The sequence below is a fragment of the Colwellia sp. MB3u-4 genome (genome assembly GCF_014077065.1).
In the GTDB taxonomy this organism is placed as follows: domain Bacteria; phylum Pseudomonadota; class Gammaproteobacteria; order Enterobacterales; family Alteromonadaceae; genus Cognaticolwellia.
In genome coordinates this window covers 68803-83149 of the sequence record NZ_JACGVE010000078.1, presented here as the reverse complement: position 1 = coordinate 83149, position 14347 = coordinate 68803, and the positions used below count along the sequence as shown (strand labels likewise).

Genomic DNA, 14347 nt, shown 5'->3' with positions numbered 1-14347 from the left:
ATATTGTATAAAAAGTTAAGTGTAAATGGTGAAAGGTTACTGCTTGTTATCATGAAGGGCGTGGTCTATTAAAATATCTGTTTTTTGTGTACTAAACATTATAATAAAGCTGATAAAAATAATAATTAAACCACGGCTGTTGTTGATAATATAATAGTAAAGGTAAGCTCTTTATCTGCGGACATAGCGACATTTAAATGGGCAGAGATACTCTCACAATAAGATTTAACAATCGCTAAACCCAAGCCATACCTTTCTGCTGATGTTCGTGATGAATCTTTCTGCCATAAAGGTTCAAAAAACAGCGCTAAGTCTTTTTCAGCGTAATCATGTTTACTGAGATTAGACACTTTTATCATGACCTGATTATTGTGTGAATGAGCTTCAACAGTAACGTTTACTGAGCTTGAGGCGGGGCTATAATACAAGGCATTGTTAATAAGGTTGCTCATAATAGTCGTTAAAGCGAACTCATTGGTATAAACATTTTCACATGACTGATCAAAGTTAACATTAACGACTCTATTGGCTTTTTTTTCTCTCATGATGACTGAATTTAGTAGTACTTCTAGATTAACCTGTTGCTTTTCTAAGGTCGCATTATTGGTACTTTTTTGTAGCAGAAGTATGCCATTTACAATGTTGCGCAAACGCTCTGTAATAGTAAGCACATCAGTCTTGAAACTTTCTGTTAATTGTTTTTCATGAGGAAACTTTATCGCGACTTCACTCAGGCTGAGTAATTCTGCGATTGGGGTTTTTAACTCATGGGCAATATCTGAGGTGACTCTTTTTTCTCTGGAATAAAGCACTTTATTTTCACTTATAAAGTGGTTGATACCATGGGCAATAGCCATGAGTTCTTTTGGCAAATTAGTGGTGTCTATCGTGCTAACGGTAGAATTTAAATTGATTTGTTTTAGTTCAATATTCAATTGTTCAATTGGTCTTAAACCGCGTTCAACCACATTAAAAACAATAAACCTTACGGCGATAATAGCGCTAATTGAAGTGAAAATAAAAATTATATCTACAAACCAAAGAATTTGATTTACGCCTTCGTTGCTGATGGCATAAGCGAGCTCCATCGGCTTTTGTTGTTTTACGAACTGCGCTTTTGTTAGTCCTTGACTTTCCCTGACATCACTATCAATTTGCGGTTTAAATTTTGCAAAATACATTCTTCCAGAGCGACCGTCAGGTAAAACAATGTCAGTTATTGATGAGCTATTACCGGCAAGGTCTACTCTAGGTAGCTGATTAATGTCAAAGAGATCTAGGGTTTTAGAACGCTCAAAAACCTTATTATCTAGCCATAATTGGAAATATTCGGGGTCATTAATACCGGAAAATTCAGGCATGAATTCATCAGCAAAATCAAAGTCAATTTCGTGGGTGTCTTCACTGACTAATGTAGTGAGTAAGCCAGCTTTGTTGATCATAGCTAGATCAAACTCGCCACTGATCCAGGTATCAACAGCAAGGTCGGTAAGCATTAAAATAGAGACCAATAATATGGATATTGAAATGGATATATAACGGCTTAACTTTTTCTTAATCGAAATCATGCACGGGTCTCAACAAAAATAACCGAAGCCACGTTTAGTTTTAATAGGCAGGTCATGTCCGAGTAGTTTTACTTTTTTTCTGGCGCTTGATAGATGTGCTTCGATTGAATTTTTAGCAACAGCATCATATTGACCGGCTAAATATTCACTTAATTTTTCAGGTGATATCACTTTACCTTGATTAGTGAATAAACATTCAACCAATTTATACTCATTAGGGGTTAAATTGGTATCTATTGAGTCACAAAATAATTGTTTTAAATGCAGGTCTAAGGCAAATGAGCCGATAATAATTTTACTGTCATTGACCTTTAAAGCGCCTCTGCGCATGAGGCAAAGTAGACGAACATGCAGTTCATCGAATGAAAAGGGTTTAGTGAGATAATCGTCAGCACCATTAAGTAAGCCTTGAACTTTGTCTTCGGTGAGGTCTCGCGCAGATAATATTAACACTTTCAGTTCTTTATTCGCTTTGCGAATAGCCTTTAATATGGCGGTGCCATCAACAGTGGGCAGCATTAAATCAAGTATCAAAAGAGAATAGTCACCCGACAAAGCCATGCTTAAACCTTCTGAGCCGTCTCCGGTGTCATCAACGGTATAACCTAGGTTCGATAAGCCAATTTTTAAACTTCTTCTTAGAGACGTTGAATCTTCTATAATTAAAACTTTCAAGGGTAACCCGCAACGCAGAAATATTATTAAATAAAAGATACCAGAAAAAACTTAAGATTGGCTGATTTTCACTTAATTTGTTGTGGTGTTTACAATAAATTTTTAATAACGGTCACTTGATAGCTGGAACTTGTTGATAGAAAATATGATGAAAGGAGAGGGGGCATAAGGAAAATATTCGATTTTCATCTAGGTAAAAACATTTATTGCATTGAATATAAACAGAAGTTATGCCAACATTGATTTAGTATAATCTTTGGCTAGTTACTTGTGACTTTACACTGCTCTAAAACATTAATGGTATTGCTGGTATGTTTGACCTTTGTGGGTCAGGCAATGGCGTCTACTATTATGCCTTATCAAATGATGGCTATGGCAGGCATAAGTGGGCAAGTAAAAGTAGCAGCACAGTCACAAACTAAGCCGATGACAGCTCACAGTAACCATAATATGTCCGGTGATGCGGTTGATAATACAACAGAATCAACTGAAGATTGTTGTGCTCAAGTATGCAACTGCTTTATGGGGGGCTGCTCAAGTGTTGCTGCTCTCATGAAGGGCGTATCGGGCAATACGCCGATCGCTGATCTACCCTCTAAAATACTTTCCTATTCTACTTTGGCGTTAAGCCAACCAGCTAGATCATTATATCGTCCGCCAATATTAAGCTAAATACAGCATAAATGTGTCCAAAATTTGGTGCATTTATAACTATGTCTGTATTAGGCTTTTTGATTTCGTGTTGGTATAAGTATTTCTAACCTCATCAAAAATAACCTAATTAATTAAAAATATTAATTAATATCCCTATTGGGGCGGTTATGTTTTCAACTAAATTTACGTTAAACCTTATCACTACCTTGGTTGTAGTCTGTACGCTGGCGAGCTGTTCAGATAAAACCGCTCTTGCGACTAAAACTGATACAAGTGCTGTGGCTAAATCTCAAAAGCTTAAGTCGCCATCTATTGCCTTAGATGTTTATAAAAGTCCAAACTGTGGTTGTTGTAAAAAATGGCTTAGTCATATCAATGATAATGGCTTTGAATCAAAAGTTTACAGTAATGATGACTTTTCAGTCATTAAAAATGAAAAAGGCATAGCGCCCAGATATCGCTCTTGTCATACCGCTATTTCAACCAATGGTTATGTTTTTGAAGGGCATGTGCCAGCAAAATTCATCCAAAAATTTATGCAAACGACACAGGCCGTTGATGTTATCGGCTTGTCGGTTCCTGCTATGCCTGTAGGTTCGCCAGGCATGGAAGTTGATGACAAGTTTCAGCCATATCAAATTTTACTTTTGAAGTCAGATGGTACGAGTGAAGTTTATGCTCATGTTCAATCGTATAAGGAACAATTCTAATGAATAAACTCAACCAGTGCAGTCAGTTTGGCCTCACGTTTGGTCTCAAGTTTGGCGCAGCGATTTTAGCTTTTTCTGTTGTTACTGTTAGTGCTGCCCAGTTACCCGTGCTGGCTGATAGTAAGGCTTTGTCTTTTAAAAAAGCCATTGAAGTGGCTCAAAAAAGTGACCCTTGGTTAACCGGCAATAAGCATAAACAACAGGCCATTGAATTAATGAGTAGGGTGGCAAATACATTACCCGATCCCAAGGTGTCAATTGGTTTCGCTAACCTGCCAACCAACGGTTTTGATTTTGCTCAAGAAGGCATGACACAGGCTAAGGTGGGTATTGCTCAACTGTTTCCTCGTGGCGATACGTTAGCGATTAAAAGCCAGCAACTAAAAACGCAAAGTGAAGCGTTTCCCTATCAGAGAAAAGACCGAGCATCAAAAGTAGCGGTTACGGTAGGAAGTTTATGGTTGGATGCTTATCGAGTTCAACAAACCATGGCGTTAATAGAAAATAATAGGTCGTTGTTCGAACAGTTAGCTGATGTAGCAACAGCAAGCTATTCGTCGGCGTTAGGTAAAACGCGTCAACAAGATATTGTGCGAGCACAATTAGAGCTAACACGTTTAGAAGATAGGTTAGCGCAGTTGGCACAACAGAAAAACGGCTTTGTCGGTATGCTTACTCAATGGTTGAGTCAGATTTCTAGCGAAGATAGTACCGGTGAACCGGTATTAGCCTCTGACTTTGCTTTATATCAGTTAGTGCTTAGTCAAGAACTGCCTGAAATAGAGTTAATTAATCGTGCGTTAGTCGCCAAAGAAACCTGGCTTGAACCTAGCGCGTTAATCCCCTATTTTTCAAATCATCCTGCGGTTATGGCGTTAGAAAAAAACATTCAGGCGACTAAAACAGGCATTAAGTTAGCGCAGCAAAAATACCAACCTGAATGGGGCGTAAACGCAAGCTATGGATATCGCGCAGACGATGCTATGGGCAGCAGTCGAGCTGATTTATTTTCTGTTGGTGTGACGTTCGATCTGCCAATTTTCACTCATAATCGACAAGATAAAGCAGTGCAATCAGCGGTCTCTGCAACAGAAGCGGTGAAAACTGACAAAATTTTATTACTCAGACAATTATTGGGCGCTTACTCAAGTGCCAAGGGTAGGTTATTACGTTTAAAAGAGCGACAAATGCTTTATCAATTTAAGTTACTACCTCAAATACATGATCAAGCAGCAGCCTCTTTATCTGCCTATACCAACGACGATGGTGACTTTTCTGAAGTTGTTCGCTCACGCATTGCCGTGCTAAATACTGAAATAGACCTGCTAACACTGAACGTAGAAGAACAGAAAATAGGCTTAGAGCTTAATTACCTTTTTATCGGCAGCCTTAATACAGCAAACACCCATAACAAAACCAATAACAAGCAAATTGTTGTTAATTCGGGACAAAAATAATGAGCAAAAATATCGTCAGCAATAATAGTAAAACCATCATTATTGGCATGGTTATCGGTTCAATACTCACGCTTAGTGTTTATAGTTTTATAACTCCTGCGAAAAATGAGCAAGCCATTAGCGCTAAAACGGTTGAGAAAAAACCGCTTTATTGGGTTGCTCCGATGGATGCAAATTATATGAAAGATAAGCCAGGTAAATCACCCATGGGCATGGATTTAGTGCCAGTTTATGACGATGATGGCAAAGGACCTGATGCCGGTGTTGGCACCATTCGTATTTCTGCTGATGTGGTGAATAACTTAGGCGTAAGAACCACTATAGCGAACTTTAGCTCATTGCACAGCGAAATAAACACCATGGGGTATATTACTTTTGATGAAAGCAAAATCGTTCATATTCATCCGCGTGTTCAAGGCTGGATAGAAAAGCTCTATGTTAAGGCGGTAGGTGATCCTGTTAAGCAGCATCAAGCCCTTTACGATATTTACTCCCCTGAGTTAGTTAATGCTCAAGAGGAGTTGTTATTGGCATTAGAGCGGAAAAATAGTCGCTTAATTACAGCGGCTGAAAATAGATTGATGGCATTGCAGTTACCTCAGTCGGCGATTATAAAACTGAAAAAAACCAAGCAAGTTCAGCAAAAAATAACTTTTTATGCGCCACAAAATGGGGTGGTTAAAACGCTAAATATACGTGAAGGTTTCTTTGTTAAGCCGGGTACTACTTTGCTGTCAATTGCTGATCTGTCTCAAGTTTGGCTTGAAGCAGAAGTTTTTGAACGACAAGCAAACCAAGTTAAAACCGGTGCACCTGTCACGATGACATTAGATTATTTACCGGGTAGAAAATGGCAAGGGCAAGTAGACTATATCTATCCAACGCTTGATACTAAAACACGCACAGTGAAAATACGCTCAAGTTTTAGTAATGAAGAAGCTGAGCTTAAGCCTAATATGTTTGCTCAGGTTGTTATCCATTCTACCAGTGATAAACAAGCCTTGTTAATTCCGCAAGAAGCTCTGATTAGAACGGGTATGCAAGACAGAGTGGTGCTAGCTTTGGGGCAAGGTAGCTTTAAATCGATTGCCGTCACTGTAGGTCGATATGACCGCAACAATGTTGAAATACTTAGCGGACTGGATGCCGGTGAAAAAGTGGTGAGCTCAGCGCAATTTTTATTAGATTCAGAATCAAGTAAATCATCTGATTTTAAACGCATGCATCATGAATCTGGCCAAGAAAGTTCTTACCAAGAAGGTTCTGATCAAGAAGAGTCTGCCCAAGACAAACCAAACGAAATGGATATGAGTCATAACAATGACAGCGCTGCTGACACAGTTTCCTCAGCGACCGTTAACGGTACAGTGGTCAACCTAATGCTTGATCACAGAATGGTCACTATTGACCGTGAAGCCATTGTAGAATGGGGTCGTGCAGCAGACAGAGTTGATTTTATTGTGGATGATAATGTGGATATGGCCTTATTTTCAAATAATGCCTATGTCATGTTCACCTTTGAAATACGCGAGGGTAATTTTATTATTGTCAGTGCGATGAAAATGCCTAAACCTGATGCTGTAATGAAAAATGCTGCTAACGACAAAGGAGCATAATAATGATCACTGCTATTATTCGCTGGTCTATTGGTAATCGATTTTTAGTCTTGCTAGCAACATTATTACTGGTGGCCGTTGGATTATATTCTGTCAGTAAAACCCCGATTGATGCACTGCCTGATTTATCTGATGTGCAAGTAATCATAAAAACAAGCTACCCTGGCCAAGCACCACAAGTGGTTGAAGATCAGGTTACCTATCCCATGACTACTGCCATGTTGTCAGTGCCGGGTGCGGTTACCGTGCGAGGTTACTCATTCTTTGGCGACTCATATGTTTACGTTATTTTCGATGAAGATACCGACCTTTATTGGGCACGTTCACGGGTACTTGAGTATTTAAGTCAAGTTGCTCCCGATCTACCTGCTGATGCACGGCCTCAATTGGGTCCGGATGCAACAGGCGTTGGCTGGGTATACTTGTATGCACTTACCGATAAAACAGGCCAACATGATTTAAGCCAACTACGCAGCATACAAGATTGGTTTTTAAAGTTTGAATTACAAACCGTGCCTGGGGTATCAGAAGTTTCTGCGCTTGGCGGTATGGTTAAGCAATATCAAGTCCAGGTGAGTCCTGATAAATTAGGCGCCTTTGGTATACCGCTGTCACTTATTCAAACCGCGATTAAACAAGGTAATCAGGAGATAGGGGCTTCAGTGGTAGAAATGGCTGAAGCCGAGTATATGGTCAGAACCACAGGCTATATAAAAAGTGTTGAAGATCTTGAAAATATCCCGCTAGGGGTCAACCAAAATGGTACGCCGTTACTGTTAAAAGATGTTGCAGATATTGGCACTGGCCCACAAATGCGCCGAGGTGTTGCTGAACTTAATGGTGAAGGTGAAGTGGTTGGCGGTATTGTCGTGATGCGCTTTGGTGAAAATGCTCAGCAAGTGATTAACCGTGTAAAAGCAAAGCTTGAACAGCTTAAAAAAGGCTTACCTGATGGCGTAGAAATAGTACCGGTTTATGACCGGTCTGCATTGATAGAACGAGCAGTCGATAATTTAGCCTCTAAGTTATTGGAAGAGTTTGGCATAGTTGCTTTAGTTTGCATTATTTTCTTATTCCATGTGCGCTCTTCTTTAGTGGCGATTATTAGTTTACCTGTGGGTATTTTAACCGCCTTTATCATCATGCATTTGCAAGGACTTAACGCAAATATTATGTCATTAGGTGGTATTGCTATTGCCATTGGCGCCATGATTGATGGCGCTATCGTCATGATAGAAAACATGCATAAGCATATGGAAAAAACCCCACTAACGAAAGAAAATCGCTGGCAAATAGTGACTGAATCAGCCAGTGAAGTAGGGCCAGCATTATTCTTTAGTTTATTAATTATTACCGTGAGTTTTGTGCCAGTGTTTACGCTAGAAGCACAAGAAGGGCGCATGTTTGCCCCGCTAGCATTTACCAAAACTTATGCCATGGCGGCATCTGCTGCCTTGGCGATAACATTAGTACCGGTATTAATGGGCTATTTTATTCGAGGTAAAGTACTACCTGAGCATAAAAATCCGGTGAATAAATTTCTAACCTTTATCTATATGCCGGCCTTGAAAACTGTTTTACGTTTTCCAAAAATGACCCTAGTTGCTGCACTAGCTGTGCTTGCGGTTGGCATCTATCCACTGGATAAAATCGGTAGTGAGTTTATACCACCGCTTGATGAAGGTGATTTGATGTACATGCCCACCACTTATCCAGGTATTTCGATAGGTCAGGCTCGACAACTTTTGCAACAGACTGACAAGCTAATTAAAACGGTACCCGAAGTAAAAACCGTATTCGGTAAAGTAGGTCGTGCTGAAACCGCAACCGATCCCGCGCCATTAACCATGATAGAGAGCTTTATTCAGTTTAAGCCGCATGATCAATGGCGTGAAGGGGTAACAACTGAAAGTTTGAAAAAAGAACTTGATGCGCTAATTCAACTACCTGGGGTAACTAATGCTTGGGTTATGCCGATTAAAACCCGCATTGATATGCTAGCAACAGGCATTAAGACCCCGGTTGGGATAAAAATAGCGGGACCTGATTTATTGACGATTCAGGATATTGGCAAACAATTAGAGCTGATATTAAAAGACGTACCTGGTACCACATCGGTTTATTCAGAACGTGTTGCGGGTGGTCGATATATAAAAGTTGATATTCAGCGCGCCAAAGCCGCACGATATGGTTTGAATATCGCTGAAATTCAACAAGTAGTAGCCACCGCTGTCGGTGGCATGAATGTGACTCACACCGTTGAGCGTTTAGAGCGTTATCCGGTCAATGTGCGTTATCCACAAGACTATCGTGACTCCCCTGAACAGTTATCATTGCTACCTATTGTGACGCCAAAGGGTCAACATATAGCATTAGGTGATGTGGCCAATATTTATATCGAAGATGGCCCTCCGGGCATTAAGTCTGAAAATGCTCGCTTAAACGGTTGGGCTTTTGTTGATATTGAAGGTGTTGATGTGGGCACTTATGTTGAGGCGGCCAAGAAAGTCGTCACAGATAAGTTAGTACTGCCTGCCGGCTACTCGGTGACCTGGGCAGGGCAATACGAATATATGCAGCGAGCCAAGGCGAAATTGGCTTATGTGGTGCCATTAACCTTATTTATTATTGTTATTTTACTTTATCTTAACTTTCGTAACGTGATTGAGGTGGCGATGATTATGGGCACTTTACCCTTAGCTATGGTGGGCAGCATATGGTTGATGTATTTAGAAGGCTTTAACTTCTCAGTGGCGGTTGGCGTTGGTTTTATTGCGCTAGCAGGGGTAGCGGTAGAAATTGGCGTTATTATGCTGGTGTATTTAAATCAAGCGTACCAAACAATGCTTGATGAACACCACTCAAAAAACATGGTGACGACAAAAGAAGATGTATTACAAGCCGTGCTGCACGGAGCCGGTATGCGTGTTCGTCCTGTGATGATGACGGCAGCAGCAATTATTGTCGGTCTATTACCGATTTTATATGGCACAGGCACAGGGTCTGAAGTGATGAGCCGCATTGCAGCCCCAATGGTTGGCGGCATGATGAGTGCCGTGTTATTAACTTTGCTAGTATTGCCGGCCTTGTTTTATTTATGGCGTTCATCATCAATAAAGCTTACTGGGTCAAAAGCCTAGAGATATAAGTTGATAAAACACAGAACCTTGATGGCAATCATATGGCACTGAATGAATTTATCTAGAAAACGTTAAATATTAAATCACTAACCCAGGAGTAAAATATGAAAAAAAGCTTAATTAAAACAATCAGTAAAATCGCTTTGGTATTAATACCCAGCATTTCTTTATCAATGACAGCTACAGCACATGATCCCAGTTTGCATGCAAAAAAGGCTGAAAAAGCTGATTGTAGCAAAATGGATCATAGCAAGATGGATATGAAGGATCCGGTCGCCATCGCCATGATGAACAAGTGCATGAAACAAGCTGACAAATCAAATAACAAGATGGACCATAGTAAAATGGATATGAAAATGGATAGTAAAATGGACCACAGCAAAATGAAAACGATGGATGAAAAAAAGCAGAAAAAAGCTGACAACAATAATCACTAATTAACTTTTAAAAATCACTTAGTACAAAGACAGCTGCTAAGTGATTTTTATTGACGAAGGAAAGCTGATGAAAATGCTTAAATGGCTCTTGATTCTTATTGTGTTAGGCCTTGGAACTACGGCGACAATTATTTACTCGGGTAATGTCGATGTAGCTGCCGATGAACCTCACAGTGATTTAGTCCACTGGCTTTTGGAAACAACGAGAGAAAACGCTATATCAAAAGCGGCTGAAGATATTAAAGTGCCAGATTTAACCGACCCTGAACTATTGTTATCTGGTGGCGTTGACTATGGGTTTATGTGTGCTAGTTGTCATTTAAAGCCCGGACAAAGTGAAAGTGATATGAGCTTAGGCTTATATCCTGCACCCCCTAATTTAGCGGTGTCTGATTATAACGATGATAGTGATGAATATGGTGATGACACGCAAGCTGATCGTAATGATTTCTGGGTTATTAAGCACGGCATTAAAGCCTCAGGAATGCCAGCTTGGGGTAAAACTCATGATGATCAGCGCATCTGGGCAATGGTGGCTTTTATAAAACGGCTACCAAGTTTAACACCTGAACAATATCAAATACTTACAGCTATAGAATAAAAGATAGCCCTCATAATTATAAAGAGAAAAATATGAAAGTAATTCACAGTATATTAATGGTCACTTTACTCTTGTTAGCAACAGTGAGCTTTAACTTACTTGCACATAGCAATGACAAAAATACAGCTAAAATTGTCGCCAAAAATTCAATAGTTGCCACTGAAGCGGGAAAAACTATTGCACAATTTCATCATGCACTGAAATCAGGCGACAGAGTAACAGCTAAAGCCTTATTAGCGAATAAGGTGACGATTTTTGAAGGTGGCGGTGTAGAAAAATCCGCAGATGAATATGCGGAACATCATATGCTTGCGGATATGAAATATTTGGCAGAAATTAATACCGAAGTCTTAGATCATCAAATCAAAGTTATCGGTAATATTGCTTATTCTATGTCGAGAAGCAAATCAACGGGTCAGTTTCAAGGGAAAGATATTAATAGTGAAGGTATGGAAACCATGGTGCTTTCAAAAGCAGCTGGAAAATGGAAAATTGTTCATATCCATTGGTCGCACTAACTGAACTAATTAAAAACAAGCAAGTACATATATATTATTGGCGCTGTTAGTACGGATAAGTGTTTCTCAATCAACTGTCCAAGGTGATAAAAGCCAGTTTAATCAAGCTATTACCTTACATTAAAAATGGCATAAAGGTTAAAAGTTGCGCTTAATTAAGCACCATTGTGGTTATCTAACTGACAAAGATATATTTTATTTGACCTGTGTCTTAGACATAGGTGTAAAGTGAGTTTATGTTATTAAAAACATATTTTTTTCCTTATTTAAAAGAGGAGTCATGTCATGACAGTAACTGAATTAGCTAATGCGATAAACACAACACCTGATACGGTGCGTTATTACACCAAAATGGCGTTTATTACTGCCCGCAAAAACCCTAATAATGGCTATAAAATTTATGGTAAAAGTGCCCAGAATAGACTTAAATTTATTTTAAGTGCTAGGCAATTAAATTTTTCAGTGGCCGAGATCAAAAGTATTTTAACTGAAGCTGATAAGGGATATAGCGCCTGCCCATTAGTGAGAGAAATAATTGAACATCATCTTACTGAAACTGAAAAGCAGTTTCAGGCGGCGTTGCTGTTACGTGAAAAATTAAGCAAGGCCATTAACGATTGGCAAGACAAACCTGATAAAACACCCACTGGAGATATGATCTGTCACCTAATTGAAAGTGAAGATAACACAGACCAAGGAGGTAATAATGAGTAAATTAACCGGCAGTACGGGCAATCAAAATACCCAAGAGCTGATTATTGAAGGCGCAGGCTGTGCAAGCTGCGTGGGTAAAATTGAAACCGCGTTAAAAAATATTAATGGCGTAGACAGTGCAGAAATGAACTTTGCTTTGCGCACAGTTTCTATCGTTGGAAAAGTTGGCCCTAACGTGCTGATAAAAGCGATTGAAACCATAGGTTATAATGCGAAAAGTGCCAGTGATCGTAGTGATAATGACTTATTAGATGAAAAAGAGCTTGCCGATCAAAAATACTACACCGTATTAATAAGGCAGGTTTGGATTGCTCTCGGCCTAGGTGTACCTTTGATGATTTACAGTGTTTTTGGTGGCCCTATGACTGTTGAAACATCGCTAGAGCGCGGTATTTGGTTATTTATTGGTGTGTTATGCGCTGGCATTATGTACTTTGCAGGTAAACATTTTTATATAGGTGCGTGGAAATCATTGGTAAATCACAACGCTAATATGGATACCTTAATTGCGCTAGGAACAGGTACCGCCTGGATCTATTCGATGGTCGTTGTTTTCTTTCCTATGGCATTACCAGAGATGGCACGACATGTTTATTTTGAAGCGACAGCCATGATTATCGGCTTAATTAACTTAGGGTTAGCGCTTGAAGTGAAAGCAAGAGGCAGAACGAGTGAAGCGATAAAACGCTTAATTGGTTTACAAGCTAAAACAGCGCGTGTTGTGCGTGACGAGAAAGAAATAGATATCGCTATCGAGCTAGTTTTGCTCAATGACATTGTACGAGTAAGGCCAGGAGAAAAAATTCCAGTCGATGGCATTGTAACGCAAGGGCGCAGCTCAATCGACGAGTCGATGTTAACAGGTGAGCCCATGCCAGTTGAAAAAGCTACAGGCGATGCCATCGTTGCCGGTACTTTAAATAAAACCGGTTCCATTTTATTTAAAGCAACGCGAGTGGGTAAAGACACGGCATTAGCACAAATTATTAAGATGGTTAAAAGAGCACAAAACTCTAAACCGCCCATTGGCCGTTTAGCTGATGTTATTTCGGCTTACTTTGTACCGGTAGTGATGATTATTGCCATCGTCAGCGCGTTAGTCTGGCTTAACTTTGGTCCGGAGCCAACATTAGCTTTTGCCGTAGTTTCAGCAACAACGGTTTTGATCATTGCTTGCCCTTGTGCTCTTGGCTTAGCCACACCTATGTCGGTAATGGTTGGCGTAGGTAAAGCCGCTGAGGCAGGGGTGTTAATACGTAATGGTGAAGCCTTGCAAGCCGCTTCAAAAATTACCACCATGATTTTCGATAAGACCGGCACAATCACCGAGGGTGCGCCAAAAGTCACTGATATTATTGTTGCTGATGAAAGCTACACAGAAAAATATATTTTAACCGTAGCCGCGAGTATAGAGCGTGGCTCTGAACATCCCCTGGCACAAGCCATTGTTGACTCAGCCATTGAGCAAGAAATTGAACTTGAAAGTACTACTGATTTTCAAGCCATTGCAGGTCATGGCGTAACAGCAATATACCATGGTCAGCAATTACTTTTTGGCAATCAGAAGTTGATGTTGAAAAATAATGTCGTGTTAAATGAAGTTGTTACTAAAGCGCAAAAGCTTGCCGATGAAGCTAAAACACCGATGTATTTAGCGATTGATAACAAACTCGCCGCCATTATCGCGGTATCTGATCCCATTAAGCAAGACTCTGTTGAAGCGATAAAGAGGCTTCAGGCTAATGGTATCCGTGTCGTTATGCTAACGGGTGACAACAAAGCGACAGCTAATGCAGTGGCGAAAAAAGTGGGTATTACCGAAGTATTTGCTGAAGTATTACCAGAAGAAAAATCAGATAAAGTGGCAGAGCTTCAAGCTCAAGGTGAAATTGTTGGTATGACAGGTGACGGTATTAATGACGCCCCCGCATTGGCATTGGCCAATGTTGGATTTGCTATCGGTACCGGAACCGATGTGGCGATAGAAAGCGCAGATATCACCTTGATGAGAGGTTCATTACATGGCCTTGCGGATGCGATAGCCGTGAGTAAAGCGACACTGCGCAATATCAAACAAAATCTTTTAGGTGCCTTTATCTACAACGCGGCGGGTATACCTTTTGCCGCAGGCATTTTATACCCATTTTTTGGCTTGTTACTGAGTCCAGTTATTGCCGGCGCTGCCATGGCATTTTCATCATTAACTGTGGTCAGCAATGCTAACCGTTTACGCTTTTTTAAACCACAAGATCATTAA

At 40.1% G+C, this 14347-nt stretch carries 12 protein-coding genes; 10 read left to right on the top strand and 2 right to left on the bottom strand.

Annotated features, from left to right (window positions below; genetic code table 11):
* Positions 1-125 precede the first annotated feature (125 nt).
* Both H4J61_RS09455 and H4J61_RS09450 read right to left on the bottom strand, forming a co-directional pair.
* Positions 126-1568 carry a HAMP domain-containing sensor histidine kinase gene (locus H4J61_RS09455; RefSeq protein WP_182184873.1) on the bottom strand — a complete coding sequence of 481 codons (1443 nt, stop codon included), beginning with the start codon at positions 1566-1568 and terminating at the stop codon, positions 126-128.
* Between the two features lie 9 nt (positions 1569-1577).
* Positions 1578-2243, bottom strand: coding sequence for a response regulator transcription factor (locus H4J61_RS09450; protein ID WP_182137861.1), 666 nt, complete (start codon positions 2241-2243; stop codon positions 1578-1580).
* 336 nt (positions 2244-2579) lie between these two features.
* Between H4J61_RS09450 and H4J61_RS09445 the strand changes: the two genes are divergently transcribed.
* The 10 genes from H4J61_RS09445 (at position 2580) to H4J61_RS09400 (ending at position 14347) form a co-directional block, all read left to right on the top strand.
* A complete protein-coding gene (locus H4J61_RS09445; RefSeq protein WP_259363239.1) occupies positions 2580-2915 on the top strand; it encodes a hypothetical protein in 336 nt (111 codons plus the stop codon).
* A 149-nt stretch (positions 2916-3064) separates the two neighbouring features.
* Positions 3065-3607, top strand: a complete 543-nt coding sequence (locus H4J61_RS09440) for a DUF411 domain-containing protein (RefSeq protein ID WP_182184872.1) — start codon at positions 3065-3067, stop codon at positions 3605-3607.
* Positions 3607-5064, top strand: coding sequence for a TolC family protein (locus H4J61_RS09435; RefSeq protein ID WP_182184871.1), 1458 nt, complete (start codon positions 3607-3609; stop codon positions 5062-5064). Before H4J61_RS09440 ends, H4J61_RS09435 begins: the two co-directional genes overlap by 1 nt.
* On the top strand, positions 5064-6680 hold the full coding sequence (locus H4J61_RS09430; protein ID WP_182184870.1) for an efflux RND transporter periplasmic adaptor subunit: 1617 nt from the start codon (positions 5064-5066) through the stop codon (positions 6678-6680). Before H4J61_RS09435 ends, H4J61_RS09430 begins: the two co-directional genes overlap by 1 nt.
* Positions 6681-6682: 2 nt before the next feature.
* Complete coding sequence (locus tag H4J61_RS09425; protein ID WP_182184869.1) at positions 6683-9820, top strand: efflux RND transporter permease subunit; 3138 nt, start codon at positions 6683-6685, stop codon at positions 9818-9820.
* A gap of 104 nt (positions 9821-9924) precedes the next feature.
* Positions 9925-10257 (top strand): hypothetical protein, encoded by a 333-nt coding sequence (locus H4J61_RS09420; protein WP_182184868.1) that lies wholly within the window; start codon positions 9925-9927, stop codon positions 10255-10257.
* A 67-nt stretch (positions 10258-10324) separates the two neighbouring features.
* On the top strand, positions 10325-10858 hold the full coding sequence (locus H4J61_RS09415; protein WP_182184867.1) for a cytochrome c: 534 nt from the start codon (positions 10325-10327) through the stop codon (positions 10856-10858).
* A 32-nt stretch (positions 10859-10890) separates the two neighbouring features.
* On the top strand, positions 10891-11376 hold the full coding sequence (locus tag H4J61_RS09410; protein ID WP_182184866.1) for a DUF4440 domain-containing protein: 486 nt from the start codon (positions 10891-10893) through the stop codon (positions 11374-11376).
* Positions 11377-11661: 285 nt separating this feature from the next.
* A complete protein-coding gene (locus tag H4J61_RS09405; RefSeq protein ID WP_182184865.1) occupies positions 11662-12090 on the top strand; it encodes a MerR family DNA-binding protein in 429 nt (142 codons plus the stop codon).
* On the top strand, positions 12083-14347 hold the full coding sequence (locus tag H4J61_RS09400; RefSeq protein WP_182184864.1) for a heavy metal translocating P-type ATPase: 2265 nt from the start codon (positions 12083-12085) through the stop codon (positions 14345-14347). The genes H4J61_RS09405 and H4J61_RS09400 overlap by 8 nt, the downstream gene beginning before the upstream one ends.